Origin of the sequence: Chelatococcus asaccharovorans, from assembly GCF_003201475.1 — a bacterium.
Taxonomy (GTDB): Bacteria; Pseudomonadota; Alphaproteobacteria; order Rhizobiales; family Beijerinckiaceae; genus Chelatococcus; species Chelatococcus asaccharovorans.
Genome location: NZ_QJJK01000022.1, coordinates 48444 through 75025, shown reverse-complemented (window position 1 = coordinate 75025; position 26582 = coordinate 48444). Strand labels below are relative to the sequence as shown.

The 26582-nt window shown below is 57.7% G+C and carries 21 protein-coding genes; 14 read left to right on the top strand and 7 right to left on the bottom strand.

What is annotated here, in order from left to right; translation table 11 throughout:
- Window positions 1–104: 104 nt before the first annotated feature.
- The gene (locus C7450_RS32120) at window positions 105–1034 is read left to right on the top strand and encodes a recombinase family protein (protein WP_110378486.1); all 930 of its coding nucleotides are present in this window, start codon (window positions 105–107) and stop codon (window positions 1032–1034) included.
- Between the two features lie 286 nt (window positions 1035–1320).
- Here C7450_RS32120 and C7450_RS32115 read toward each other — a convergent pair whose 3' ends face one another.
- Window positions 1321–1725 (bottom strand): type II toxin-antitoxin system VapC family toxin, encoded by a 405-nt coding sequence (locus tag C7450_RS32115; protein ID WP_110378485.1) that lies wholly within the window; start codon window positions 1723–1725, stop codon window positions 1321–1323.
- Window positions 1722–1955: an AbrB/MazE/SpoVT family DNA-binding domain-containing protein gene (locus C7450_RS32110; RefSeq protein ID WP_110378484.1), complete on the bottom strand. Its 234-nt coding sequence runs from the start codon at window positions 1953–1955 to the stop codon at window positions 1722–1724. The genes C7450_RS32115 and C7450_RS32110 overlap by 4 nt, the downstream gene beginning before the upstream one ends.
- A 980-nt stretch (window positions 1956–2935) precedes the next feature.
- Between C7450_RS32110 and repA the strand changes: the two genes are divergently transcribed.
- From repA to repC, 3 genes are all read left to right on the top strand, one after another.
- Complete coding sequence (repA, locus tag C7450_RS32105; RefSeq protein WP_110378483.1) at window positions 2936–4147, top strand: plasmid partitioning protein RepA; 1212 nt, start codon at window positions 2936–2938, stop codon at window positions 4145–4147.
- A 78-nt stretch (window positions 4148–4225) separates the two neighbouring features.
- A complete protein-coding gene (repB, locus tag C7450_RS32100) occupies window positions 4226–5215 on the top strand; it encodes a plasmid partitioning protein RepB (protein ID WP_110378482.1) in 990 nt (329 codons plus the stop codon).
- Window positions 5216–5367: 152 nt separating this feature from the next.
- Window positions 5368–6882, top strand: coding sequence for a plasmid replication protein RepC (repC, locus tag C7450_RS32095; RefSeq protein WP_110378481.1), 1515 nt, complete (start codon window positions 5368–5370; stop codon window positions 6880–6882).
- A 321-nt stretch (window positions 6883–7203) separates the two neighbouring features.
- Here the strand turns inward: repC and C7450_RS32090 are convergent.
- Window positions 7204–8372 (bottom strand): IS3 family transposase gene (locus C7450_RS32090; RefSeq protein ID WP_102770881.1). Its coding sequence is split into 2 segments (ribosomal slippage): window positions 7204–8108 and window positions 8108–8372, totalling 1170 coding nucleotides; the frame shifts between segments, so codons are not numbered across the junction.
- A 366-nt stretch (window positions 8373–8738) separates the two neighbouring features.
- On the opposite strand from C7450_RS32090, the gene C7450_RS34850 reads away from it, so the two are divergent.
- The 4 genes from C7450_RS34850 to C7450_RS32075 all read left to right on the top strand — a co-directional run bounded on the left by C7450_RS34850 (window position 8739) and on the right by C7450_RS32075 (window position 13659).
- On the top strand, window positions 8739–9659 hold the full coding sequence (locus C7450_RS34850) for an SIR2 family NAD-dependent protein deacylase (protein WP_245450293.1): 921 nt from the start codon (window positions 8739–8741) through the stop codon (window positions 9657–9659).
- A gap of 316 nt (window positions 9660–9975) precedes the next feature.
- On the top strand, window positions 9976–10494 hold the full coding sequence (locus C7450_RS34845) for a hypothetical protein (protein WP_245450291.1): 519 nt from the start codon (window positions 9976–9978) through the stop codon (window positions 10492–10494).
- A complete protein-coding gene (locus tag C7450_RS32080; RefSeq protein ID WP_110378480.1) occupies window positions 10494–11945 on the top strand; it encodes an argonaute/piwi family protein in 1452 nt (483 codons plus the stop codon). Before C7450_RS34845 ends, C7450_RS32080 begins: the two co-directional genes overlap by 1 nt.
- 196 nt (window positions 11946–12141) lie before the next feature.
- Window positions 12142–13659 (top strand): TIR domain-containing anti-phage reverse transcriptase, encoded by a 1518-nt coding sequence (locus C7450_RS32075; protein ID WP_110378479.1) that lies wholly within the window; start codon window positions 12142–12144, stop codon window positions 13657–13659.
- Between the two features lie 752 nt (window positions 13660–14411).
- On the opposite strand, the gene C7450_RS32065 is transcribed toward C7450_RS32075, so the two are convergent.
- Together C7450_RS32065 and C7450_RS32060 are read right to left on the bottom strand one after the other, a co-directional pair.
- Complete coding sequence (locus tag C7450_RS32065; protein ID WP_110378478.1) at window positions 14412–15425, bottom strand: hypothetical protein; 1014 nt, start codon at window positions 15423–15425, stop codon at window positions 14412–14414.
- Between the two features lie 732 nt (window positions 15426–16157).
- Complete coding sequence (locus C7450_RS32060; protein WP_110378477.1) at window positions 16158–16514, bottom strand: helix-turn-helix domain-containing protein; 357 nt, start codon at window positions 16512–16514, stop codon at window positions 16158–16160.
- Window positions 16515–16774: 260 nt separating this feature from the next.
- Here C7450_RS32060 and C7450_RS32055 point away from each other — a divergent pair, with 260 nt between their 5' ends.
- The 4 genes from C7450_RS32055 to C7450_RS33790 all read left to right on the top strand — a co-directional run bounded on the left by C7450_RS32055 (window position 16775) and on the right by C7450_RS33790 (window position 18573).
- On the top strand, window positions 16775–17005 hold the full coding sequence (locus tag C7450_RS32055; protein WP_245450289.1) for a hypothetical protein: 231 nt from the start codon (window positions 16775–16777) through the stop codon (window positions 17003–17005).
- A gap of 10 nt (window positions 17006–17015) precedes the next feature.
- Window positions 17016–17627, top strand: a complete 612-nt coding sequence (locus tag C7450_RS32050) for a hypothetical protein (protein WP_110378476.1) — start codon at window positions 17016–17018, stop codon at window positions 17625–17627.
- Between the two features lie 191 nt (window positions 17628–17818).
- Window positions 17819–17992, top strand: a complete 174-nt coding sequence (locus tag C7450_RS34235) for a hypothetical protein (RefSeq protein WP_170147551.1) — start codon at window positions 17819–17821, stop codon at window positions 17990–17992.
- The gene (locus tag C7450_RS33790; RefSeq protein WP_146227615.1) at window positions 17989–18573 is read left to right on the top strand and encodes a GIY-YIG nuclease family protein; all 585 of its coding nucleotides are present in this window, start codon (window positions 17989–17991) and stop codon (window positions 18571–18573) included. The genes C7450_RS34235 and C7450_RS33790 overlap by 4 nt, the downstream gene beginning before the upstream one ends.
- 536 nt (window positions 18574–19109) lie before the next feature.
- Here C7450_RS33790 and C7450_RS32035 read toward each other — a convergent pair.
- Both C7450_RS32035 and C7450_RS32030 read right to left on the bottom strand, forming a co-directional pair.
- Window positions 19110–20159 (bottom strand): IS110 family RNA-guided transposase, encoded by a 1050-nt coding sequence (locus C7450_RS32035; protein ID WP_110378493.1) that lies wholly within the window; start codon window positions 20157–20159, stop codon window positions 19110–19112.
- Between the two features lie 403 nt (window positions 20160–20562).
- Window positions 20563–23250: a hypothetical protein gene (locus C7450_RS32030; protein ID WP_110378473.1), complete on the bottom strand. Its 2688-nt coding sequence runs from the start codon at window positions 23248–23250 to the stop codon at window positions 20563–20565.
- A 745-nt stretch (window positions 23251–23995) separates the two neighbouring features.
- Between C7450_RS32030 and C7450_RS32020 the strand changes: the two genes are divergently transcribed.
- Window positions 23996–25216: an ATP-binding protein gene (locus C7450_RS32020; protein ID WP_110378471.1), complete on the top strand. Its 1221-nt coding sequence runs from the start codon at window positions 23996–23998 to the stop codon at window positions 25214–25216.
- A gap of 494 nt (window positions 25217–25710) precedes the next feature.
- Entirely contained in the window at window positions 25711–26289 is a 579-nt protein-coding gene (locus C7450_RS32015; RefSeq protein ID WP_110378470.1) for a recombinase family protein, read from the top strand.
- Window positions 26290–26582 lie beyond the last annotated feature (293 nt).

Genomic DNA, 26582 nt, shown 5'->3' with positions numbered 1-26582 from the left:
TATGGGAAATCAGGAGCCAATTGCTGTGACCATGACCTTCGCTAAGATATTGATTTTCCATGCTCCGCATTGAAGCTAACTTTGACAACTGACATTGAATCCACATGGTCACACCCTCCCCTCCCCTTCGCGCGCCTGTCCGACGCCTGATCGGCTATGCGCGAGTTTCAACTGAGGAGCAGGCAACGGATGCCCAGGTCGATGAGTTGCGCGCGGCCGGCTGCCAGATCGTCCACACGGAGCACGGTTCAGGCGCGTCGCGGGTGCGGCCAGTATTGACCAAGCTGCTGCGAGAGATCAGTGCCGGCGACGTCCTGGTCGTGGTGCGCCTGGACCGTTTGGCCCGCTCGGTGAGCCACCTGCTGGTGGTGATCGAGCATCTCGAGGAGCGCAAGGCGCATTTCCGCTCGCTCCATGACCCCATCGATACCTCGACGCCACAGGGCATGTTCTCGCTGCAGGTGCTTGGCGCGGTGGCGCAGCTCGAGCGCGCGTTGATCGCCGAGCGCACCAAGGCGGGGATGAAGGCGGCGATAGCCCGGGGCAGGCTGCCCGGCAATCCCGGCTTGCGAGAGCGCCGGCCCGAAGCGATCCGCGCGGCCTCGGCGGCGCGGCAAAAAGTCTATGTCGGCGATTTGATTGCATCGGCCTCGACCTGGATGCCGATCGTGCAGCGCATGCGGCCCCAGCACAACTGGGACGATGTCGTGCGGGTGTTGAACCATCGCGGCCAGAATTGGACCGTCGAGAAGTTGCGGCGCGCCGTGCACCGACTGGTGAGCGAGAAGATGGCGGGGCCGGAACTGATCCAGCGCGCGCCGCGGCGTCCACCCGAGGACCGCCTGATGACCCTCGTCGCCGGCATCGCCATCGCCGATCCGGATCTCAGCCTGCGCGATATCGCCGCCCAGCTCGAGCGGATGCGGGAGCGCGCTCCACGCGGCGGCCGGCAATGGGCCGCCTCCTCCGTGAAAGCGCTGCTCGACCGGGCGCGCCGGCTTGGCTTAGTTGTGCCGCAGCCGCGGGACGTTTGAGATTGGGCGAAGAAACGGCTGATAGGGAGCCTCAGAGACTCCAGCTCTCGCAAGCCGGGTTCATATCGCAGTTGCGCTCGTCCGGTCGATGCTACGGTGCGAGAACGGACGCAGAAGGCGATGCAGCGCATTCAGGGTGCAGATCGGACTTCGTCCCTAGGGGTCATTGAAAGGCGACCTCCATGCAATTGGGCTGCGCATGGACCGCGATGTCGAGGACGTCGCTGCGTCCGACGGATGCGATTTCAGGACAATCAGGCATTCAGCGCCGGCCCCCTACCCTACCTCACGACGCTGGCGAAATCAGCTCCACCGTTGGAAAGTATGTCCGATAGCGCTTCAGGTCTCGCGTCAGCAACGGCAGACCCTGAACCGCTGCATGAGCGCCAATGAAGAAATCCGGCAAAACGCCAGTGCGCGATCCGCCCGCCTTACGATATTGGGTGAACACCTTGCCGGCCAAGAACAAGGCCGCGCGAGGGATGGGGATCAGCTCCAAGCCCGCCGTTTCAATGAAGGTATCCAGCCCTTCTATGCGATCGTAGCGAACAGATAGCTCTGCATATACGACATCGTTGATCATCAACGAGCCCACGAGCGCGGCAGTTTCAAGCTGCTCGATCGACCAATCTGCCCAATCTCGATCATTTGTCACAAGATCGAGCAGGATGTTGGTATCCACGAGCGTCACGCTTCGCCACGCGTGAGCGCCATGATCTCATCCGTACCAAGTCCCTTGCCCGCGTGTCCCCTGAGCCGCTGGAACCGGCTGGGGAGCCGATCCGTGTCCGCTTTGGTCAGCACCACGCTGCCGTCGGCAGCCCGGCGGAAAGCCACCTTGCTTCCTGGAGCAATACCGAGCAGATCCCTGACTGCTTTCGGTATTGTGACCTGGCCCTTCGACGTCACCGTGCTCGTCATAACCTCAATCCTGTAATACCGCCTTGGCTAAGGGTATTACCTGAGCGCCCCGGATTCAAGTCGACACTAGCGACCAATCGTTCCCGCATTCGGCCGCCGGTCTCAAAACCTCGCTCTAGGACCCGGTAGGAAGGCCTATCTCGGGGACCTAATCGCTTGGTGCGACATGACCGCCAAGGCTCACGCAGCACCGTAGATTAGCAAGGCTTTCAAAACGGAAAGGACCAATCGCGGGCTGCTGCGAGCGCTAGCATCTGACGACCGCTGACAACCGCTTATTGGAGCGTGGTCACTTAAGGGCGAAGAAAGATGGTCGCGAGAGCCGTGATAGCCCGATCACCAAATGAGCGCTGCAATGCGTTTCCGTGGGCGCTGATCAGCAATCGCCACCGCGGGTCTCAGCGCACGCAAGTTAGTTGGCCACGCCGACAAGAGCTTCGAGGTACATCTAGCGCTACGGCCGAGGAAACGTTCTTGCGCAGCTTGTCCAACTTAGACGGGTTAAGCGCGGCGATGGGAACAGTTTAAGGCGGAAACCGCAAGTGCCAAGTCTACCCATAGCTTGTTGCAATTGACCGAGCGCTCCCCGATCAGCCTTCCATTTTTAGCTCGCGATCGTAAACCTATGTCATTTTGCAACCTTGCATTGATCCGGAAACGTGGCTCGGCGACGCTGGACGTATCACATTAGAAATGTCAGCCGTCCTCAGCGACCATCGAACAAAGACCTCGTCTCGCGCAACGGATTCCGAAAGTTGTCGCATCGGAACTGTTTTGACAGCCGTGCAGAAACGAAAAATATCATGTTACGGCAAATGCTTATTCAGCGATTCGGTGCTGTCGATCGATATTCTGGACCGGCTTCGCTTCGTTAACTTCTCATTAAGACAAAATCGATTGCCGTGCTAAGCGAATCGGGCATAATTCCCGCTTGTTGCGAGTTATTCCCCGGAAAAGCGTTATTCTGAGAATTAAGCTCTATGAACATGGCGGCACCCGCTGAGGAATTTGAATCTTTCAGCTTCCACGAATCAATTCTCATGCAAGGAGAACTGATTTCCGACAAGCTGAACATGCTCCGCGTCGAGCACTACCCCCCAGATGCGACCAAATCCCTTCGACAGTTTTCTCTGGCGGAAGTCGCCTTCTTTCTCGGCGTCACTCAGTCGAACGTGAAGAAGCTTCACCTTGAGGGGAAGGGACCGATACCAACGACGTCCGCTTCTGGGCGCCGGACCTATACCGCTGAACAGATGCTCGAGCTGAGGCGCTATCTCGATCGGCACGGTCGTGCGGATTTCAAGAAATACGTTCCCCACCGGAGACCCGATGAACCATTACAGGTCATCTCCGTAGTGAATTTCAAAGGTGGAAGCGGCAAAACCACGACGGCGGCTCATCTCGCACAACATCTGGCTTTGACCGGACATCGCGTGCTGGCGATCGATCTCGACCCACAGGCTTCTCTCTCAGCGTTGCACGGGTTTCAGCCAGAATTGGATAAAAACCCCTCGCTCTACGAGGCACTTCGTTATGACGACGCGAAGAAGCCCATCTCGGAAGTGATCCGTGCAACCAATTTCCCGGGCCTCGACATCGTGCCCGCGAATCTGGAGCTTCAGGAATACGAGTACGATACGCCGCTGGCGGCGGCTAACAAGGCGTCATCGGATGGCCGCCTTTTCTTCACGCGTATCTCAGATGCGCTGCGAGAAGTGGATGACCGCTATGACGTGGTCATTATCGATTGCCCACCTCAGCTGGGCTATCTCACATTGACCGCCCTCACAGCTTCAACAGCTGTTCTGATCACTATTCATCCGCAGATGCTCGACGTCATGTCGATGAGCCAGTTCCTGCTGATGCTCGGTGGAATCCTACAGTCCATCAGCAAGGCAGGGGCGCATGTGCGTCTCAAATGGTTTCGCTATTTGGTCACGCGCTATGAGCCGACAGACGGGCCGCAGACACAGATGGTCGGGTTCATGCAGGCGCTCTTCCCTCGACACATGCTCAAGAACCCGATGGTGAAATCGACCGCGATTTCGGACGCTGGAATCACCAACCAGTCACTCTACGAGGTCGAACGCGCGCAGTTTATTCGCGCCACTTACGATCGCGCGCTCGACGCATTGAACGCGGTGAACGGGGAGATCACGGCTCTCGTCCATGGAGCCTGGGGCCGTAAATGATCCGTTTTTTGACAGCCGTGCAGATCCCGGAATCCTTCCTATCGCTCAGTCACTTGTCACTTATTTTCGGAGGACGCGATGGCACGTAAGAACCTATTGGCCAACGTCACCGCACACCTGACGAGCGCGGCAGATCGAGAAATCCGATCGGACTATACCAATCGTGGTGCATCGCGATCGATGATGCTGTCGATTGAGGAAATGGCTGAAAACGCCAAGAAGATGATAGCCGGCGAAACCGTCGTTAGTCTCGATCCCGCTCTGTTAGATGAATCCTTCGTCGCGGATCGCGTCGAGGATGATGAGGAAGAGTTTGCGAGCCTCAAGCAGGGAATTGAATCGGAAGGGCAGTTGCAGCCTATTTTGGTTCGCCCCCATCCGGACACCGGCGGTCGCTTCATGATCGTGTTTGGACATCGCCGAGCCCGCGCAGCGAGAGAGCTCGGCATTCCAGTTCTCGCCGTTGTGAAAAACCTGGAAGCTATTGCCCATATCGTTGCCCAGGGACAGGAAAACTCCCGACGCGCAAACCTTTCCTTCATCGAGAAAGCGCTCTTCGCCACGAAGCTGTTGAGCATGGGGCAAAGCAAGGAAACGATCAGGTCTGCGCTCAGCATCGATGACACGTTACTGTCGAGAATGCTCTCTGTCGTCGAAACCGTGCCGGCTCAGGTGATCGAGGCAATCGGTGCCGCGAAGTCCGTTGGCAGAGACAGATGGGAAGAACTCAAAAAGCTCGTCGCCAACCCTAAAGTCGCGGAACGTGCGTGCGATCTGGTCAACGCAGAGGCTTTCCGTTCGCAGGATGGAGCAAGCCGCTTCAATCAACTTCTCAGCGAGCTGAAGCAGGCAGGAAAGGGCAGGCGGAAGAAGCCCCGAGAGGAAGGAGCAGGCGTGTGGTCTCCTGACGATCAGGCACTTTCTGCCAGCTACCAGAACACAGGAAAAACATTCACGTTGTCGCTGAAGTCGACGAACGCGAGCGAGTTCGGCCATTTCATTTCATCCAATCTTGAGTCGCTCTATCGCGATTTCAAGGATTGGAAAGTTCGGCAGCAAGGAGAGTAGCGCAAAAGAAAAAAGCCCCCGAACGTTGCCGTGCGGAAGCCTTTTCTTTGATCTAAGCACCCAAAGAATCACACTTTCGCAAAAGTCTGTCAAGCAGTCCCGGCGTCGTTTCGGCGAGCAGATTTCTTTTGCCTAGCGATAGGTGAAAGAGAATGCAGACGCATATTGCAACGACGCCTTTCGGGCGGCGAACGATGTCGCTTGCCCAGGTGGCTGAGCAGACCAGCGTACGCGCGGCCCCGAAGGATCGCATCGTCCATAAATGGCAGGTGTTCCACCATATCCGCGAGGCCCGCGACCGGCTGGGCGCCACAGACCGGGCCCTCACCATCCTCAACGCCCTGCTGTCCTTCCATCCCGAAACCACCCTGGCAGGCGGCGCCGACATCATCGTCTGGCCCTCCAACGAACAGCTCGCCGCCCGCGCCAACGGCATGCCCGCCACGACCCTGCGGCGCCATCTCGCCGTCCTCGTCGAGTGCGGCCTCGTCATCCGCCGCGACAGTCCCAACGGCAAACGCTTCGCCCGCAAGGACAGGGCAGGGGACATCGCGCAGGTCTACGGCTTCGATCTCGCCCCAATCGTCGCCCGCGCCGAGGCCTTCAAGGCCATGGCCGAGGCCGTCCAGGCCGATAAACACGCCAGACAGGTCGCCCGGGAGCAGCTGACCCTCCTGCGCCGGGATATCGTCAAGACCATCGCCGCCGCCCGCCAGGAAGCCGCGCCCGGCCCCTGGGACAGCCTGCAACATCGCTATCAGGACATCATCGGCCGGCTCCCGCGGCAGGCCGGCACCGCCATCATCGCGGCGATCTGCGGCGAGCTCGGCGGTCTCTGGCGCGATATCCGCACCTCCTTGGAAAACTTCACACAATCCCGGATTCAGGTCGCCAATGAGTCCCATTCTGGCGGGCACATAAAGGAGTCAAACCCAGAATCCCATCTTGAATCAGAGAAAAGCTATGCGAGAGATGAAGAAGAAAAGGCTGCGCCCGAAAAGCCGGCAATAGCGAACCCGTCCAGCCGCGTAACCGGCAGGAAGCTGAGCCTACATCACGGCCAGACCCCCAGCCGGCATTCGGGTCTTGATCCCAAAAACCCGGACCCAAGTCTCGCCACCGTGATCAAGGCCTGCCCGGCCCTCGTTGAACTGGCCCAGGGGCGGGCCATCCGGGACTGGCGCGATTTCCTCGGCATCGCCGGGCTGGTGCGACCGATGCTCGGCATCAGCGTCAAAAGCTGGGAGGAGACCTGCGCGACCTTAGGGCCGCAACGGGCCGCGACCCTGCTCGCCGCCATCTATCAACGCTCCGCCGGCATCGCCAATCCAGGCGGTTACCTGCGTCATCTCACGGAGCGCGCGGTTGCAGGACGCTTCTCGACCGCGCCGATGATCCTTGCCCTGCTCACGGCGCAGCTGAAGGCGGGCAGGGGAGGCGACACGCTCCAGCCTTCGGCACCGGCCGTGCAGCCCCCGCAAGGCGAGGGCCAAGCCACGCCGCATGCCACGCCGCCTGCAACCCCGCCCGCCATCACGGTCAGTGCCGCCTTGCGGCAAAGGCTCACAAGCGGGGAGGCTGGGCTTCTCAGCGCCAGGGACAGAAGGCGGGAGGTAGACGGGTCGATCGCTCCCAAAGCGCTGTCCTATCCGCTGAAGCCGGCCTAGCCGAGAGAGGGAGATCATATGTCCGCTTCGCGCCGATAATGTTAAAAAGCCGCTGCTGCTAGGTGTGTGAAGTCCTGATTCAGTCATTTTTGGATGGAGATGAAGGGCGAGCGGGTGGTGATGCAGGAGGCGCTGTTCTGCGAGTTCAGCCCCGCAGCGGCACGTTCTCGCCGGCTACCTCGTGCGGGCCATCGATCGATCCGGAGCTGATAATGCGGATGCTGCTCGTCGGTATTGCTTTGGCATCCGGTCTGATGCGGCGGCTGACCGTGGCGCCGGCCTTAAAGTGGCCTGACCCCATAGGGTGGTCCGGTTTCAATCTTAGTTCATGATCGGCCTTGGGGCTATTGCCTGGGCAGATGACGGTGCTGCTCCGCTTGCTGGCGCAGGCCAGATGATGGCCTCGGGTGCCGGTGGCTTGTATCCAAGCGACGAGTGTGGCCTCTCGGTGTTGTAGTACCGCCGCCAGGCTTCGATGATGATCTTGGCCTCGGCGAGGCTGTAGAAGATCTCACCGTCGAGCAGTTCGTCGCGGAGCTTCGAGTTGAAGCTCTCGCAGTAGCCGTTCTCCCAAGGGCTTCCAGGTTCGATGAACGCTGTCTTTGCGCCGACGGCTACGATCCACTCCCGTACAGCCTTGGCGATGAACTCCGGGCCGTTGTCGGAACGGACATGGCCGGGCACACCACGCAGGATGAACAGGTCCGACAGGGCGTCGATGACGTCGGTCGAGTTGAGCTTGCGATCGATGCGGATTGCAAGGCATTCCCTGGTGAACTCGTCGATGATGTTGAGCATGCGGAATCTCCTGCCATCGTGGGTCCGACCCTCGACGAAGTCATAGGACCAGACATGGTTTGGATGCTCGGGTCGAAGCCGGATGCACGATCCGTCATTCAACCAGAGCCGCCCCTTCTTCGGTTGCTTCTGGGGAACCTTCAGCCCCTCCCGCCGCCAGATCCGTTCGACACGTTTGGCGTTCACCGTCCAGCCTTCAGACCGCAGCATCGCCGTGATCCTGCGATAGCCATAACGGCCATAGCGGGAAGCGAGCCGGATGATGTCGGAGGTCAACGCCTCTTCATCGGGCCGGCCTTGCGGCTTTTTGCGCTGGGTCGAACGATGCTGGCCGAGAACCTTGCAGGCAAACCGCTCCGAGACGGAGAACTTCGCCATGACACGATCGACGCAACGGCGACGGCGAGCGGGGCTCAGAAGTTTCCCGAAGCAGCCTCTTTCAGGATCAGCTTCTCGAGTGTCAGGTCCGACACAGCCTTGCGCAGCCGGTCATTCTCTTTCTCGAGCTCCTTCAGCCGCTTCACCTGGTCACCCTTCAGGCCACCGAACTCCTTGCGCCACCGGTAATACGTAAACTGCGTCACGCCGATCAAACGGACCGCTTCTCCGACAGAACGACCTTGCGACAACAGAACATCGACTTGGCGCAGCTTCGCCACGATCTCTTCGGGTTTGTGCTTCTTCTGGGGCATTCCAACGTCCTCCTACGGCTCAATAGCCTACTTCAGGGAGGACCACTTTTCAGGGGGCAGACCAGATTCTTCGAGGCCTGCAAGGAGTCAGGCACGCTCACCACGAGGCAGATTGCACGTTGGCGTATGCGAGTAGCGAACCTAGTTGATACGGCTTAAAAAAGACGCCAGATCGCCTTTGCACGGATCGGATGTATCCGCGTATGATTTTTACTCGAACGTGATGGGAGGATCACTACCATCGTTATCGTGCCCACAATCTCTGCTGCTCAGTTTGTGACAGCTCTATATCTCAGGCCGAACCTGGTTGCTTGGTTCCTCGGATCCGGAGCCTCAGCAGCTTCGGGAATTCCGACGGGCTACTCGATGATTGCGGATTTCAAAGCACAGATATTTTGCCGGGAAAATAACATTTCAAAACGAGAAATCGATACCGGCGATCCCATTTGGGTCGAGCGCATCGACACCTTCTTCCGTACCTCATCTATCCTTCCGCAGGAGGGGGACCCGACCGAGTACGCGGCTGCCTTCGAGGCGGTTTATCCGCATGAAAGGATGCGTCGGCAGTATATCAACGACGCAATTGCCAGGGGGACGCCTGCTTTCGGGCATAAGGTGCTCGGAAGCCTGATGGCGGCCCGCAAGACCGATTGCGTCTTCACGACCAACTTCGATCCTCTGATCGAGGAAGCTGCGCAGACGGCGAGTGCGCTCTTGCCAACAACGGAGCAATTCCGACCGACGGTGGCTGCTCTCGATTCCGCCGACCGGGCAGTGCGAAGCCTGAAGGAACCCGACTGGCCGCTCGTCGCCAAGCTGCATGGCGACTACCAATCCGAAGACATCAAGAATACCAATACGGAATTGGCGGCGCAGGACGCGAGGATGCGGCACGTCCTGGTCGAGGCCTGCCAACGCTTCGGCATGGTTTTCGTTGGCTATAGCGGTCGAGATGCTTCAGTGATGGAGGCGCTGACATCGGTTCTCAAGGAAAGGACGCCGTTTCCCAATGGCCTTTTCTGGGTTGCTCAATCGGCATCGCGGCTTCTGCCGGCCGTGACGAATTTCCTGCAGGACGCGCGGGCAGCCGGCGTCGATGCGTCAGTCGTTGAGTGCAAGGCGTTTGACGAGCTGGCGGCTGACGTGATCAGGCAGGTCGATCTTCCCCAAGTGCTTTACGAGCACATCATGGCGGGACGCTCGGAAGCGAGGTTGACCCCGGTTAATCTGCCAACGGCGGAGGCCAGGAAATTCCCGGGTCCTGCGGCTCTCCGCCTTCCCCGTTGAAACGGTACCGCGCACGGCCAGGCGAATTGTTCTCGACAGGCCGACAACATCACCCGTCGCACGCACGCTGTTCAAGGAAGCAAAAAGTCGGGCTATCCTCGCCGCCAACGGTCGTGAACTCGCGGTCTTCGGCAATGACACCGAGATCCTGGCGGCGCTGCAGCAGCTCGGGCCAAAGATATCCGGCACGATCGAGCTCGATGCCGTCAAGGAGAGCTGGGCACGCGGGCTTGTCTACGACGCCTTGGTCCGCGCGCTATCGCGGCAACGCCCTCTTCGGACACGCCTCAACCGCACCGGGCATTCGCTGGTCGTCATGAGCCCGCGCGAGGGTGAAGAGGCGAGTAAGGCCCAATGGCGCAACGATGTGCTATCGGGCCTGCGGACGGCTTATGATACGCCCCTCACCGGCACAGTGCCGACGTTAGGCTTCCCTTTTCAGGAGGGTGTTTTCCTCAAGCTGGAACATGTTTCCGGGCGGTGGTGGTGCAGCTTCGAGCCCCACACCTTTGTGGATGTTCCTCGCGAGCGCCATACTGCAGAAGATGGACCGGACGCCACCATCATCTCTTCGCCCCCCGAAAAGCCGCTCGAGCATCATGGGGGTGACCCGGCCGGTGACTGGCGGCGAGAGCGATGGGCCCGACGATACAATAGGAATTGGGCGAGGATCGTCGATGCTTGGGCGCAGCTGTTGACTGGTGGGAGCGACGGAAAGTTGCACGCCTTCGGTCTCGACGGAAGTGCGGGCATCGACGCCGAATTCTTGATTTCGCCGATCACCGCTTGGAGCCGCCCCCGTAATCATCACGATTACTTCGAGCGAAACCGCTGATGGTCAGTTCCCCCAAATTCTCGAAAATGGCGCCGTTCGCTTTGCTTGAGGAACCGCTGCTCGTCTTCTCCCCTACCGACCAGGCGCATGTCGATGTGCATCCCCTGCGAGGCCTCGTGAAGTTCGGGCCCTTTTCAAAGGGTTCGTTCGGGAAGTACGTGTCGAACATCAGGATCGCGACTGTTGGGCCCGAGAGCGCCTTCAAGCAACGAGGGGTTCTGATGGCATCGTTGAAGGGTAGCCACCGTCCTACGGACAGGTCCGAATATGTCCCGCTGTATCCGGGCTTCGAGCAATTGTATCGGGTCTCCCTCGAATCCGCCCCGCCAGAAGCTCATGTCAAGTGGCCCGATGACCTTGACCAGCTGCCCGGCGATGGGCTCCCCCAGCAGCGCCTTGCTGACGCCATGGGCGCGGCGCTGCGTCGGCTCGACACGGTCCGCAACGAATTCGATGTCGCTTTGGTACATTTCCCCGATACGTGGCTTTCAGTAACTCGCGGTCCCAGCTTCGATGCCCATGACACACTCAAAGCCATGGGCGCGGGCCTGAACATTCCGACGCAGGTACTGAACGACAGAGCCTTTTCGTTTGCTCACAAAGCGTCCTTGGCGTGGCGCCTCTCGACAGCCCTCTACGTGAAGGCTGCAGGCACCCCATGGAAGCTGGCGCCCTTAAAGGGCGCGCCAGAGGACACCGCATACATCGGGTTGGCCTATGCGTTACGAGGAGACCGACGTGACGCGCATTACGTAACCTGTTGCTCGCAGGTTTTCGACATCGATGGTGGTGGAATGCAATTCGTCGCTTTCGAGGCGCGCGATCCGGTAGCTGACGTCGCCGAAGCGCAAAGGAATCCGTTCCTAAGCCGGGACGACATGCGCACGGTACTTGCCCGCAGCTTGCAACTCTATCAGGCTAGGAACGGTGGGATTTTGCCTCGGCGGCTGGTTATCCACAAGACCACGGCCTTCAAACCGGATGAGATCGAAGGTGCCTTCGACGCTCTTGCCGGCATCCCGGAAGTGGAATGCGTCGAGGTCGGCAGCGCGTCAGGGTGGCGTGGTGTTTGGCTGATCGAGTCCGGCCGGCAAAAGCCTCCGGCCAAACCTTCAGCCTATCCTGTACCGCGGGGAACAGTAGTCATCAGGTCGGGAAATTCGGCTTTATTATGGGTGGCCGGAAACGCTCCGCAAGTGTCGAACAAATCGGACTATTTCCAAGGCGGAAAGAGCATTCCAAGGCCGCTGCAAATCGTGCGACATGCCGGTCGTGGCTCTCTGGACCTAACCGCACATGAGGTGTTAGCCTTGACCAAGATGGATTGGAACAACGACGCCCTTTATGATCCCGTGCCCGTGACTATCCGTTATTCTCAGCGTTTGGCGCGGACCATTGCCAACGTTCCGGGCCTCCCCGGCAAAGCCTATCCTTATCGCCTTTTCATGTGACTGTTGATAACCTTCCCTCAACTGCCGGCGTTTGAATTGACAATGCGGCGGCATGACCAATAGTGCTGATAAGACTTGGCCCTCTAGTTGGAGCCGGTGTATCCACGGCTGCTCGACGAAAAGTTAGTCCATAAGGCGTGCGCGGCGGTCCGTCGACGCGTACTACCTGCATCAGGTAAGGAGCGAGGGCCAAGTCTTGTCCGACCCTCAAGCGAAGGTCGATCTGATCGATCTGACCGCCGATCCCATGTTTCGCCTGCTGACTGCCCATTCGGTCGTAGATGTCGCTCACGCGTTGCATCTAGACCCGGCGAGGTTTTTCTACGTCGTCCAGCACGCCCAAGACGGCACTTACTACAAAAGCTTTTCGATCGCCAAAAAGAAGGGTGGGGTCCGCCACATCTCGGCACCCAAGAAGGGGCTCCGGCTGGCGCAGGCGCGGCTGGCTGCAGTTCTGTTGAAAGCCTACAAGCCTAAGCCCTTCGTCCACGGATACGTAAAGGGCCAGTCGTTTCTGACGAACGCCAAACTGCATCAGCGGCAAAGATGGGTGCTAAACCTCGACATCAAGGACTTCTACCCAAGCATCACCTTTCCTCGCGTCCGCGGTCTGTTCATGTCTTCCGCTTTCGGATTTAACGACCGTGTTGCGACGATCCTTGCAAGGATTACGACCACTAGCAACGGGCTGCCGCAGGGTGCTAGGACCTCGCCGGTCATCGCAAACATGATCGCCTATACGCTCGATAGGAAGCTCATAGAGCTCGCGACGCGGCATCGGCTTACCTATACCAGGTACGCAGATGACGTCACACTTTCCTCAAGCAGGAAGGAAGTACCGGCTGATGTCGTCAAGTCATGGAGCCCGCCGTTCGGCGAGCGGCAGTTGGACCTTGGCGGCGTTCTGTCCGCTGCCTTCCAGACCGCCGGTTTTCAAATTAACGACGCCAAGACTCGATTGTCCTTCCAGTATGAGCGGCAGGAAGTCACCGGTGTGGTGGTGAACCAAAAAGCGAACGTCTGGCGCAAGGATATCTCGCGGATGCGGATGATCCTGCATTCTGCACGAAAGCACGGTGCCGCCCAGGCGGCGACCGTATGGGTCGGCAAAGACGCGAATGCCGATCGCTTCTGGCGTTTCGTCGCGGGATGGCTGTCCTTTTTTGCTCAGGTAAGGGGCCGCGATGATCCCGTCGTTGCCAAGTTGTGCAAGCTCGCGGTTTTTGCCGGCCTCAAGGGTATTGAATGGATTGAGAAGGGAGCGGACATGGTTCGCGAGTTCGACGTGTTTTTGTCGCATGCCAGCGAGGACAAGGAGCGAGTGAGGAAACTCAACGATCGTTTGGTGGACTTAGGCGTCACCGTCTTTTTCGACGAAAGCAGCATCGGATGGGGCGACTCGATCGTTGAAAAGATCAACCATGGCTTGCTGAAGTCGAGCTTCTTCGTCCCCTTCCTCTCCGACAGTTTCGCGAGGAAAGGCTGGACTAACAAGGAGCTGAACTCCGCGATCGCCATGAACATCAATCGCAAGGGGCGTATCCTGCCGATCAAGGATATCGGCTTCTCGTTGGAAGATAATTATCCGCTATTGAACGAGACTCTCTACCGAACATGGCCAGCCGGCGGCGAAGACGAGGCAGCCTGCAGCCTCGCCGACGAGATCCTGCTGAAGGTTCAGACAGCGCACGAGATACGTAGCGACTTGGGCTAGAATGTTGAGGCTTGTGCTCAGCGGACCAGGTCCGATCTATAGTCGACGAGTGGGTGACCGCGCGGCCTGCGCCAAGAGGGGTATTGCACTCACTCGCTCGGTTGCACGAAGGCGTCCATGATCTACAAGGCGACGGGCAACATCCACGTCATCCAGATCTTGCTCGGTCACTCCAGATTGAAAACACGGTCGGATATGTTGGTGTCGACGTGGAGGACGCACTGCTGCTGACAGAGCCCTCAGGCAATCTGACTCTACAGCAGCACGGCAGGACAGCCCGAAAGGGTTCGCTTGCCGGGCTCTCCAGTCCCAGGCCAGTAGGGCGATCGCCAGCAAATTATGCGGGGCTGAACGAGCGTCTCGAAGGAACGATAGACGGAATCTGAAAAGGACATGACGTCTCAACAACGATCGTGAAGGGAACACGAGATAGCGGGAATCGCCCGAGCCTTATCAGGCACCTCTCGGTGCCGTACTCCAAGAGCTTGGATTGAGTGAGTTGGGGATCTGTCGGGGGTGATCAAGCGAGAGTCGAATATGTTCAGTGAAGCCTCGAAACGACGTTTCGCCTATGCCCCCCGCCCGCTACGGCCCTTATGATCTCGCTCGCCGAAGCTCATCGACGTTGTGGGCACCCCTTGCTTGATATGGGATCGAGCGAGGACGAGGCATTGTCGGGCCCAGCTCTAAGCTTGGCGATAAAGCTCTCTCCGCCATCTCCCCTAGGGGCCCGTCAGGCCCACCGGTGCCGGCTATGCGAAATCGTTGACCAACGCTCGCGTCTGTTCCGACGGAAGGCCATGGCTCACGAGCCGCACGTCCAGATCGAAGTCGGCGACTTTGGTCACAGCCCGTCGAATGGCGTTATGGATCCACGTGTCATTGTTGCCAAATGCGCCGCCGCCGAGCCGCGTTAAGAGAACGATGTTCGACATGCCCCGACGTGCGTTGAGGACCCCTGCCAAAAGGGTTGCCTCGTAGGCAGCATCCAGCACAAGCTGTGCAAAGGAGGCCCAGGAGGACTGCGGAACTGCTCCGTAAGAAACAGGAAGCGCGGAGCAAAATGCCTGGCTGACGATCGGTCCTGGCTGCTGGTCAGTGTCTGTTACCTCAACATCCCTATGGAGGCCAATGCGGAGCCTGCCTGCGAGCGCCTCCACAGCGTCAGGAGCCATTTCCTCAAGGAGTTGGGTGATCCTCTTCAGGGAGACTTGGCTTGGCAGTGCATAGCCATTGCGCATGTCCCAGAGGTCATCGACAGCGCAACAGAGGAGGCGACTTAGCTCCTCCCCAACGCCGGCGAGACCATCAAGTTGGCGGAAGGCCGTTTGGCCGACCTGGTCGCCAACAGGCACGAAATAATTGCGATAGATCGTAGCAGCACCGGCAGCGATGGCGCAGGCCGGTCCTTGCGTGGGGTCGTAGGCGTATCCCGCAACACCATGTTCTGGTGTGACGTCAGGGTGAATCATTTCCAGGGCGTTGAATTGCGATGCAACCTGAAACAGGGCCCCAGCATATTCTGCCGCCTGATGCATCTCACGCACATCGCCCTGTACCAGGCTGAGGCGGACTCTGGATGGGATGCTCCAACCTGCTGCAACCTGTTCCCTCAGATCGTTGAGCGAGGTCATTGAGAAGGCGCCAACCTCGGAGGCACGACCATTGATCTTCGATCGAAGTCGAGAGTTGTTGAGTTCAAGCAGTGTGCGGGTTTCGTGATAGCCGAGTTCGGAAAAGCCCGTCAGAGATTTGAACCAGTCCATATGTTATCCTTCTTGGATAACGTATATATCACAGTGCAAGATAAAAACCGTCACATTAGTCGCAGAACGAGACATACAGAAATCGGCCAATGGAAATCCTGCCTCGAATCACCGGGTATTGATCTGCCGCGACCGGGTGAGTGCGACTTTCTTCAAAATCGGGCCGGACTACGTCCTGGTTTCTGGTGCCATTATCGTGCTTTCCGTTCAAGCGCCGACTTCTCGAACCAAGCCAGCATGGCGATCAGCCGACCGCGATCCATCGTCCGCATGCCTTGTTGGCGCTCTTCATGGTCGAGCTGTGCCCGAAGGCTGTTAGCATCTGTGCTGCGCGAGCTGCGAAGCGCAGACTGACTCATGCAACCGTGCCAGACGGTGTTCGCCGTCGCGGATATGGCGCTCAGCCAATGCGAGTTGTTCGCGAATGGTTGTCCGGTCCATGCAATCTCCCCGCCGCAAGCGCTTTCCGTAGCGGCGTCATACCGAAGAAGTTCCGAGTGTCCAAGTTCGCTGTCTCGCTGACGGAAACCCGACCTGATGTGCAGGCTCGAAAAATGCCTCCCGATTTTTGCCTTGCGGCGGCCGGGGAAGCGGCAAATCGGGAGGCTGCTCACGGGGGAGCGTGAACCCATAGAACCAAGCATAATTTTTTAAGGCCCGCAAACGAAGCGCCGAGTTCAAGGTTTGGGACGAACTACACTTTGAAGCTCGGTATTGCAGCGTAAGAGCGAACTAGCGAGAGGCCTTCTCGGCAATGGAGACAAGCTGCTCGATCCACTCATCGGACAGGTGCTCGGCTAGCAACATAAGACGAGTCAGCTGTTCTTTTTTTGCTGCTTCAGTCTGGGATGGCGGGTCACTGTCCCACCCGATCAATGCGTTTGGCGAGACGTCAAGAGCATAAGCTAAGGATACGAGGATCTCGTAGGTCGGCCTGTTAACGCCCGTTTCAAGCTTGCTCAAGGTGACTGCTGAGCATTCGGCTATGGCCACGAGCTCTTCTTGCGTGAGACCCACATTCTTTCGAGCGGCCTTCAACCGAACCCGAAACTCCAAAGCCGATTTGAGCGCTTTCTGATGCGGCGTCATTCTCCTCCAATGAGATGAGAATGTCTCGGCGTTAATATCTTTTGGTACGAGTTTTTGGTTGAAAGTCGTCTGATTATATCATAAATTGCAAAAAGCTAGATAATGGGACGGGTTTGCGGATAGCCGCTAAGCCCTCGCCGACTATGGGGGACCATTTGGACGAAACACCAGCCGCAATGATCGCTTGTCCGTACTGCGCGGAAACGATCAATGCGAAATCTAAAAAGTGCAGGCACTGCGGGGAGATTCTTGACCCCCAGATGCGCGAACTCGAGATGTTGAAGAGGCAGCAGCAGGGCACCTCGCAGGTCTTCATGAATGCGGGGGGAGGCGGGGCCTCGGCGGCGGCCTCAGCCGTCGCCGGTTACGCCGGTCCCATCAAGCGGTTCCCGCACTGGTTGCACATCATCCTGTCGATCTTGACCGGTGGGTTATGGCTGCCGGTCTATCTCCTGCTGTATGTGTTCCGTAACAAACGCTACTATTTTTGAGACCGCCGCCATGGGGATCCGATGGGTTGCCGGGGCTGCGCTGCCCTTGATCGTTTTCACGGTGTTTGTCCATCCCGTCATTGCCGATTACCGGGTACCGCTGCGCGATGGGGTCTACACTGAGACACCACAACGATGCGCGGAATTCAGACGGGGCGAGCTCGACTTTGCGCCCTATGAAGTCGACAAGGGTGGAAAACAGTTTCAAGGACCAGAGACTGCCTGTGTGGTCGCCATGATAAAAATGGTCCGGCCCCCGCATCGCTATCACGTCGAGACCACGTGCCGGGAGATTGATGAGACCTTCACGCAGTCCTTCATCCTCGATGTCCCGACGCGGGAGCGGTTCAGCCTCGAGGGCGAGGACTATCAGTGGTGTATCCCCCTTGCGACCACTATGCAGAAGGCGCCCGCGGCGCCGCCCTTGCGGGGAATGGCAAACAAGGCCCTGATCGACTATTGGGCGGATCAGAACGATGCGTGCCGAGGAGGCTCTGGCGATGACCCTGCGACCGACAAGGCTTGCGGTCGCCGCGCGAAGGCGGCTGATGAGCTCAAGAAGCGCGGGCTTTGCTACAGATCCGTCAAAGGCGGTCAGGATTGGGTCCGGTGTCGGCGGTAAAGGTGTCAAGGCAGCGTCACGCAGGTCGGGGAATGGCGGGCGGGGCTGTCGCCCAGTCAGCGAGAGGATGCGCAGACGAAACTCTGGAGAGGCAAGTTCGGGCCTTCCATGCCCGGCTGTTTCCTGAAGAGTATGACGAGATTTACGACGACACTGTGGATGCTGCACTGCGGAGACGAGGCATCAATCCGATGAGCGCCGACTCTATCGCACGCGTCGATGCTCGCCGGACGGAACTCGGGTTTTCCCCCTACACTGTCACAGGAACCACGGACCGCCTGGCAACGCTCGATTGGACGCGTGCCATGGTACGGCAGGGCAGGCAGGCTGAGGTCGAACGTCTGTGTGCCCATTACGGCCTTTGACCTGGCGACCCGGCTGGGCAATTCGTGATCAGCAAGAAGTCATCATCGAAGGACAATCAGGAACGAATTTGAACACAGGAACCGTTGATTCAACCATCCTGCCGATCCTTGGGGCATGGAGGAACCTTGACCATCGGGCCTGGTCCATTGGCTTCGCCACGGTCGGTGTTGCAGATTGGCAGATCAAGGATCGACTCTCTCGTATCTTTGGGGCCGGACCGGGCGTATTCTGGATTTCGGTCAGGCGCGCGTCGCTGGCCCACATCCTCGATCATTATGTGAGCCATCGCCATCCTGGCTATCGCTATCCGCAGCTCGCGCCATTGCCTGTCGAAGGAAGCACCTTGTATGTTGGCCACACAGCCAACCTTGAGGAGCGGTTGTTCGAGCATCTGACCCATTCACATGCGCAGAGGGAAGCTCTGCATCTCGATACCTGGGCACAGGGCGTTCATGGGATCCTGTGCGTGGATGCTATCAGGTGCGGTCGGGTGGAAGAAGCTGATCAAATCGTAGTTAATGCTCACCTGGAGCGAGCCTTGCGACCTTTGTGGTGCGCAGACGCTTCGTCCGATGCATGATCGTCTCGCTCAGGTCGCTGCCTATTGCGCTACGATTTGGGGAACTACCGCGGCCAAGGCCGCCTTGAGCTTACCCGTTCCCGTGCTTCGCATTGCCCGTGTTAGCCAACTTTCGAATCATCGCGCTTGTTATTCTTCAAATGTTTTGCAGCCAGAGCCAGCAAGCCCTTTTTAACGTCAAAAAACCTAACGAGTTCCGGTAGGCCCTCCCGCTTGATAGCATTACCAATCCGTGGCCTCAATTGTGTGGTTTTTCATGTCCTCGCATCGTTCAAAAACGTATGGCCCGCCCCGTCGGCAAGCGGTTTTTGCTAGGCAATCTGACCGGTCTGCGCCAACGTATCCGGTCTCGAGGTCGGGCCTCGGCCAAGATGGAGTTCCGCGCGCTCTGGTCCTCATAAAAGTCCCGGCGTTGATGCGCCATTTTTTGAACCAGGATTTCAAAGCGCCGGATCAACCGTCAGGCCATCTCGCATCCACCACCAGCAGACATGCTTGACCGGGGCGCGGGGGCGTTGCGCGGCCGGTCGATCACATTAGGCTATTACGGGCATGTCGCCCTTCCGGTAGCCTTGCCCCGACCGCAGAACCGCCCAGGCGATCCGTGCCAGCTTGCCGGCCAGGGCGACGATGACCTTGTTTTTATGCGCCCGTGCTGACAGCCCGCGTAGCCACTCTCCCATCGTGGTGGGGCTATCTACAAGCGACGGCAAGGCAGCTCGCGCGCCGTGGATCAGCAAGGTACGAAGATAGACATTCCCCCGCTTGGTGATGCCGAGAAGGCGGGGCTTGCCGCCAGTCGTCACCTGTCGCGGCACGAGACCGAGCCAGGCCGCGAGGTCTCTGCCGCGATGGAACGTCTCGGCAGAGCCGATCGCCGCGACGAGGGCCGTGGCGTTGAGCGCTCCGAAGCCGGGAATCGTCGCAAGTCGGCTTGCCAGCTGATCTTCACGTGCCCGCACCTGGAACTCTGCCGAGAGCGCGGCAATGCGACGATCGAGGTCGCGCCATTCCAGGCGCATGTCCTCGATCAGCAGCAGGGTGCGCGGACTCAGGGCCATCGGCGCCGGCGCCCCCTCGTCCAGCATTGAGGCAAGATGCTGCTCCAGGCGAGAGCGCCCCTTGGCGACGATGATGCCGCGCTCCAGCAACAACGCGCGTAATTGATTGATCAACGCCGTCCTCTCCGTCACCAGACGTGTCCGTGCCCGATGCAGGATCTGCATCTCGAGCTGGGCCTCGCTCTTCAGCTCTACAAAACGCATCGTCGGACGGGTTGCGGCTTCGGCGATCGCTTCGGCATCCCGCTCGTCGTTCTTCTGTGCCTTGACGTAGGGCTGGATATATTCCGGCGACATCAACCTGATCTCGTGCCCCTGCTCGCGCAACACGCGCCCAAGATGATGAGCGCCGCAGCACGCTTCCATCGCCATGACGCAGGTCGGCATGCTGGCCGTGAGCCGAACAACGCCTTCCCGGCTCAGACGACGTCGCAGAACGACACGACCCGTGTCATCGAGACCGGCGACACTGCAACTGTTCTTGCCCAGATCGATACCCAGAACCGCAACGGTAGGCTTCGTCATCATCGCTCTCCCTCGTTTGCCTCCCCAGGATAAGGCAGGACGGTGAGGGGCGGGCCATTCCATAAAAGTGGCTCAGAGAGCCGCCGGATCTTCAGCTTGGGAGTGGCGAAACCCCTTGTGCTAAAAGTCTGCGAGAGAGTGGGCACCCCTGCCAGTTGGGCATAAGGTTGAGGCTGACGAGGTGAAGAACGTATTCATAGACACACTACCCGTACAATAGCCGTATGGGTGTCTTTGGCAATATATTGTACGGGAGGGGGGCGTATATTGTTATGCTATACATGTGATCCTAACTAGTCTTACTAGATACTTTTTTCTTCGTTCTGATCGCTCCCCTTTCTGATGTGCATTGCAAGGTCAATTATCGATTATGATGGGGGTGCAAAAAAGATACCAGACTCTATCAGACCATCCCATTATCAGAAACCGTATTTTCGTTGTGAGAAATATTGCCAATATCCCCCTTGAGAAATAAAGCAATATCCAGATCCGGAAAACATTCGTTTTTCAGCTTGATCAATACCTCTTTGACACGTTCTGAATCTCCGGATTGACCATAAGCCATCAGCCTTCCTTTCTTCTTGTTCCTGGCTGCATTTTCAACATCGCTATCTTTGCAGGGAATTCCAAAATTAGTGAGGATTCTGGCAAATTCCTTGTGCGTATATGTGGATCTCGTTCTGATTTCCGCGAAACTGCCGTCCCGCCGGACAAAGGCCGCGCATAGTTCGAGCTTGATTCTTTTGAGATCCCCATCCTCTGTGAAGGCATAGCGGCCGTTGTTACGCTTCGCATCCACGTAGTCCATAAACCGGGAGTAATCGGCTTCCGTCTTCAGTATTTTGGGATCATTCTTGGTATATGCTGCCCAGAGAGACCTAAGTTCTTCAAACTGGTCCTTGGATTGAAGTGGTATGGAATCAAATGCAAGATGATTGAAAGGTGTCCCTTCGAACTCGATAGTCTCGTCACGATGGTTGGTGGGAACGCGTTTCCAGTCGAACTCCATGGCGAGACGTCTCTCACTGTCCTCCCTGCCAAAATCAACGTTTTCGGCGATCATCTGACGGATGGTAATGTTCGTGCTTTGCGTTATCGTTTGATCTGCTGTCCTGTTCAGAAACAGATCGACCATGTAAAGGTTCTGCTCGAGCTTGCCATACCGCTCAGGCACTTTGATGCCACCCTTCTGGAGTACAATATCTTCTGGCTCGTGTCCGGGTTTCAAGGTGGCTGAGCCCCGCGTTCTCCATCCGATTGGCTGCCGGATAATATGTTTGACTTCAAGGGCATCATCATTCCCAACCAGATCTCGCCTGGCTTGCGTGAATGATCCGGCCAAGGGACCTGAGAGCGCCATGGACATATCCTCGAGGGAGGCTGTGCATAGAAACCCATCGGTCGTCACGCTGAAGACGGTTACCTCTTGGGGCAGGCGGTTGAGAATCTCTCCGATCACGGCCCGGGTGTAGGAGGTAATGAAGGAGGCATAAAAAGGTTGCGTGATCTTCGCCTCGGGGATGAACTCCATCTTGTTTGAACGGGAATCGTATACGCGCTTCTCCCTCAGCCCCTGTGCAAGTTTGCCATAGGTGCTGTTGCCGAGCTCTTTCCAGAAGAGGTTGTCCAGCGACCCCTTTTCAAAGGCATTTCGGTGTTCGAGGCAGTCGGTGATGAAGCCCTTGAACAGGGGCTTTTCCATATCCACTGGGACCGTTACCCCCTTGATCAGGGTGAGCTCCGCCTGAAGCTCTCGCGCAAGGGCAATTTCGGGGGCGGAGCAGACGGAGCGCCCCTTGCGCGGGAAGATAAGCCCGTTTCCGGTTCTCACCGGCAGGGTTGGAAACCGCACAGTCTCGGGAAATTCGAACGCGACGCAGGCAAAGGCGAGATCTGTTGGCTCGACGTCTTCAAGATTGGAGAGCGGCTGGAGATCCTGCCACTGGGGAAGGCAGATCAATGACATGGCAGTGGTGTAGGCAGAGGCCAAATCGAAATCCCGCCATTCGCCTTCAGGCGCTGGTCCAAACATGAACTGTTCGTTGCGCCCCCCATGATAGGAATCAGTGACGAAGTCGACCTCCCAATGAACCCGGTCAATGTACACGTTCGTCTTTTTGGTGACGAACCTTGCCGATCTCCTGTCGAACCTGGTCTCCTGGATTTCCTCCTTGCCAAGCGGTTCAAGCGGTTGGAAACCCGCCGTCTTCCAACGATCAAGAACCATTTGCTGACCGATGGAAGTCAGGGTGACGGGCAGGGTGAACTTACCCGCCAGCGTGCTATTCCGACTTAGCAGTCTTTCGGAATAAGCCACACAGATGTCGGCATTCTGCGTAGCCCAGGCTCGATAGCGAGGCCAATCCTGAGCGATCAGGTCCTTCAGGTTGGGATGCGATGACAGGGGCCGTCTGTATGTCGTCTCCGGCCTTGGCAAGCCAAGGATATTGGCGATCTGATCAAGAGATGAATGATCTTCCGGTGCCAGAAGGCGGACATCCCGGAGGTTGATGGTCAAGGAGACCTGCCGCGCATCTATTGGGGTGAGCTTGATAGCAAGAGTCCGGTTCACCGTCACAAACGTATTGTGGATGATGCTGAGGCATCTCTGAAAATCCCTAAAATCCGCAAAGGCCGAAATGCTCTCCCTCGTGAAATGCCCCACGAGGTAGATGGTCGAAGGCGCGGTCTCACCGGGAAACCTCTCGAGCCAGGTTCCGATCGCAAAGGCAAGAAACGGAGCGAGAGCAACGCGCCCGCCGTCGTCGGGAAGGACGATCCCCGCGATAGGAGAGCCCGGCTCTTCCCCCTCGACGGCCTTTCTTACGGAAAACTGGTACGAAAGGATGTCATTGTTTAGTGGTTCGCTTGGCCCCATGTCGTCGCCAGAGTGTGGCGGTGCGGGCGGGACGTATTCGGCATCGAATCCAATCAGAAGATATTGTTTGGGCGGGGGAGGAAGCCCGCGCTTCGGCCTTGTCCCTTGCTCACGCTCTGTGATCCGCTCTGTCGCGACTACCACGGAATGTCTGGCACCTTCAGGTGTGATCCTGAACGTGACCGTCGTATTCGTTTCCAGCCCGTTGCCCATCTGCTCCGGCCCCCAAAGCCTTCATATGGCCAAGATGGAGCTTGGGTTCCTTGTCGGCAAGTGCCATTGCCATCAGACGCAGGGAAGCCGCTCGATCGTGCAGCTGTGGTAAGCCACAGGCAAGCCTGAACCGGTTACCCAAACTATGCCATCTTTCGATGAGAGGTAACGGAGGATGTTACAGATTCTCATAATTCGTGCCCTTGAATGCCATCTCTGCGAGGCTCAGAGGCAGGTGCAAAAGGGTGAGAGGCGCCTTTTGCTCCACGAGGCCTTTATTGAGAGTCTCGAGAGAAGCGGAGAGGCGGCAATACACGCACGGCAACTTCTTGCGCAGGCTAAAGTCCGACATAATATCCGCCAAATGGACCTGCGCCGGTTGTGCGCGATGCTGGCTCACTTTTCTCGCAGACAAGACCGTCGTTCCAAGACTCCGTAGCGGTAGGCATCGTCTCAACGAGGCATCTTAGGCTTCATTCTACTGAGCCCTCGAGCGGCGGGATCCTGGTTTAAGCGACCACATTGGAATTGAGATGCTTAGAGGCCAAGCCTTCGCGCTTGCGCTGGATTTGAGTAGGATATGTGCTTGCGCAGGAGCCAGCGGCGTCATTGTTCTCGGCTTTGCTGACCCATGTCATCCTTGATCCTGCGATCCGGCGGGATTTGATGTTCCAATAGGCGGATCATTGACTTCCAATTGGCGGACATGATAATTCCAATCTGCCGAGGATTGTCAGGGAATGGCATGTTTGAGCGAGTTGTAAAACGTCGGACCGAGGAGGCTCTGGCGGATACACCAGTTGTCTTAATTGTGGGGCCGCGCCGGGCCGGCAAAACCACCCTGGTAAGAGAGATGGGTGATGCCAATCGAACATATATCACCCTCGATGATCAAACTGCACTTGAAGCCGCCCAATCTGACCCTGTGGGATTCATCAGGGGATTGGATCAGGCGATCATCGACGAAGTTCAGCGTGCCCCCGATCTGCTGCTGGCGATCAAGAGGTCGGTCGACGAGGACTACCGACCAGGACGGTTCCTTCTCACCGGCTCGGCAAACGTATTGACCCTGCCAAGGGTGGCCGACAGCTTGGCGGGGCGAGTGGAAACAATCCAGATGTTGCCGCTGGCCAGAGCGGAGATCTTAGGTCGGAAGCCAGAGTTTCTCGATCGGCTTTTTGCGGGCCGGTCGCAAAGGCCATCCGACACCGTCGTGGGCGAGGACCTGGTGCAAATCGTCCTGCTTGGTGGCTTTCCCGAAGTTATCAGTCGTGCGAGTGAGCGTCGTCGGCAAGACTGGTTACGATCCTATCTGACCTCGATCCTGACGCGCGATCTGCGAGACATCGCCAATGTGGGAAAAATGACCGAACTGCCACGGTTCGTCCGGTTGCTGGCGGAGCATTCCGGCCAGTTGGTCAATTACTCACAGCTAGGTGGCTGCATCAATGTCAGCCACAAGACGGGACAACGGTATGTTGGCCTGCTCGAACAGGTGTTCCTGGTTGCGATGTTGCAACCCTGGTACACGAATGCGCTGAAGCGAATCGTGAAGACACCCAAGGTGCACTTCCTGGATTCCGGCCTGCTGGCGAGTACCCGCGGATTGACCTTTGATCGGGTGAGGGCGGATCGGACGCTTTTCGGAGCGCTGTTAGAGACCTTCGTTTTCTCAGAGATTCTGAAGCTGATGACCTCGAGTGACCTGAGGCTGGCGCCCTATCATTTCCGCGACAGGGAAGGGCGAGAGGTGGACATCGTGCTGGAGAAAGACGACGGGATGATCGTGGGCATTGAGGTCAAGGCGAGCGCAACTGTGAAACCGGGCGATTTCGGGGGGTTGCGCGCACTGGCCAACGCATGCGGTGACCGCTTCGCGGTCGGAGCCTTGCTCTACGACGGCACAGACGTGATTTCCTTTGGGGAGAAGCTTATCGCGACACCGCTATCGAGTTTATGGGACTGACGGGTGACGATCAGATATCCCATTGATTTGTCAGCTTCAATGCTGGACGGGCAAATGCTACAAGAGGTAATTTTTATCGTTATCGTTAGGTCGGAGTAATCTCCCGCAGAATATCGGTATGGGTGTCTGTGGCAATATATTGTACGGGAGAAGGATAATAAGGATTTATCTGGTAATATTCTTTATGTTACATGGATTAAGGTACCAACGCCAATCCAAATTATCGAGAAAATTCATCGTCCAAACCCAAATTTTTTCATGTCACCTGAGGTGACGACTCATTCTCGGATAATTTTAATTGCCGCAGGCATTGAACCGCTTCAATCAGCGGTTCAATCCATCCTCATTTACAAAACTTCAACTGTTACCAATTGCATGAGAATAGCCCCGTCCGAAAAGGAAGGTTTTTGGACGGCGCGTTTGTGAATGTCCGTAAAATAGATTGACTCAATATTGAACAGGCGCGATATTTCGGACGGCCTATAAGGACATTCATGACACGGATTTTTGCCTACGCACGCGTTTCAACGACAGGACAGACGACGGAGAACCAGATCCTTGAGATCGAAGCGGCGGGTTTCCGAATAGAAGCCCACCGGGTCGTTGCCGAGACCGTTTCAGGAAGTGTCGCTATCGCAAGACGGGATGGCTTCAGCCGGCTCCTTGATCGCATGGAGAAGGGGGACGTGTTGATCGTCACGAAACTGGATCGGCTGGGACGCGATGCCATTGACGTCAGTTCCACGGTATCGAAGTTGAGCACCATGGGGGTGAAAGTCCATTGCCTGGCGCTAGGCGGTGTCGATCTGACGAGCTCCGCGGGCACCATGACCATGAATGTTCTCAATGCCGTGGCGCAATTCGAACGCGACCTTCTGATTGAGCGGACCCAATCCGGTCTCAAGCGCGCGAGATCGCAGGGTAAGACCCTCGGCCGGCCATCGCTTCTGACCTTGCAACAGAGAGAAGCGGCTCGTTCCGATCTGAACGCAGGCATGAGCATTGCGATGGCTGCGCGGAAATATGGGGTGAGCCGGCAAACCCTCATGCGGGTGCGCGATCGCGCCTTGTAAGGGCTACACAAAAATGTGGTTGGCCTGCCGCTCGCCATTCGACGGCTTGCGAGTGGGGCGCCGAGCTCTTGTATCACCAAGCGGTAACCTGGTCATCAGAATTGGCTGAGGTGAGATCGACGACATACCGTTATCCGCTACCTGATCGCCGTTAGCTACAAGGGCGCCTTAATCGCCTAAGACATTTCGGAAAAAGACCCCCTAGTAGTCGCTAGTGCTATTGACAATTAAAACTTACTAACCTATGTGTGCTGCATGCGAGGGGAGGGGTATGCAGGGTGCATCAGCGGAGC

Coding starts and splice junctions, on each gene's coding strand:
- C7450_RS32120 (WP_110378486.1), top strand. CDS start 105: ATGGTCACACCCTCCCCTCCCCTTCGCGCGCCTGTCCGACGCCTGATC.
- C7450_RS32110 (WP_110378484.1), bottom strand. CDS start 1,955: ATGACGAGCACGGTGACGTCGAAGGGCCAGGTCACAATACCGAAAGCA.
- repA (WP_110378483.1), top strand. CDS start 2,936: ATGAACATGGCGGCACCCGCTGAGGAATTTGAATCTTTCAGCTTCCAC.
- repB (WP_110378482.1), top strand. CDS start 4,226: ATGGCACGTAAGAACCTATTGGCCAACGTCACCGCACACCTGACGAGC.
- repC (WP_110378481.1), top strand. CDS start 5,368: ATGCAGACGCATATTGCAACGACGCCTTTCGGGCGGCGAACGATGTCG.
- C7450_RS34850 (WP_245450293.1), top strand. CDS start 8,739: ATGATTGCGGATTTCAAAGCACAGATATTTTGCCGGGAAAATAACATT.
- C7450_RS34845 (WP_245450291.1), top strand. CDS start 9,976: ATGAGCCCGCGCGAGGGTGAAGAGGCGAGTAAGGCCCAATGGCGCAAC.
- C7450_RS32080 (WP_110378480.1), top strand. CDS start 10,494: ATGGTCAGTTCCCCCAAATTCTCGAAAATGGCGCCGTTCGCTTTGCTT.
- C7450_RS32065 (WP_110378478.1), bottom strand. CDS start 15,425: ATGGACTGGTTCAAATCTCTGACGGGCTTTTCCGAACTCGGCTATCAC.
- C7450_RS32060 (WP_110378477.1), bottom strand. CDS start 16,514: ATGACGCCGCATCAGAAAGCGCTCAAATCGGCTTTGGAGTTTCGGGTT.
- C7450_RS32055 (WP_245450289.1), top strand. CDS start 16,775: ATGCGCGAACTCGAGATGTTGAAGAGGCAGCAGCAGGGCACCTCGCAG.
- C7450_RS32050 (WP_110378476.1), top strand. CDS start 17,016: ATGGGGATCCGATGGGTTGCCGGGGCTGCGCTGCCCTTGATCGTTTTC.
- C7450_RS34235 (WP_170147551.1), top strand. CDS start 17,819: ATGAGCGCCGACTCTATCGCACGCGTCGATGCTCGCCGGACGGAACTC.
- C7450_RS32035 (WP_110378493.1), bottom strand. CDS start 20,159: ATGACGAAGCCTACCGTTGCGGTTCTGGGTATCGATCTGGGCAAGAAC.
- C7450_RS32030 (WP_110378473.1), bottom strand. CDS start 23,250: ATGGGCAACGGGCTGGAAACGAATACGACGGTCACGTTCAGGATCACA.
- C7450_RS32020 (WP_110378471.1), top strand. CDS start 23,996: ATGTTTGAGCGAGTTGTAAAACGTCGGACCGAGGAGGCTCTGGCGGAT.
- C7450_RS32015 (WP_110378470.1), top strand. CDS start 25,711: ATGACACGGATTTTTGCCTACGCACGCGTTTCAACGACAGGACAGACG.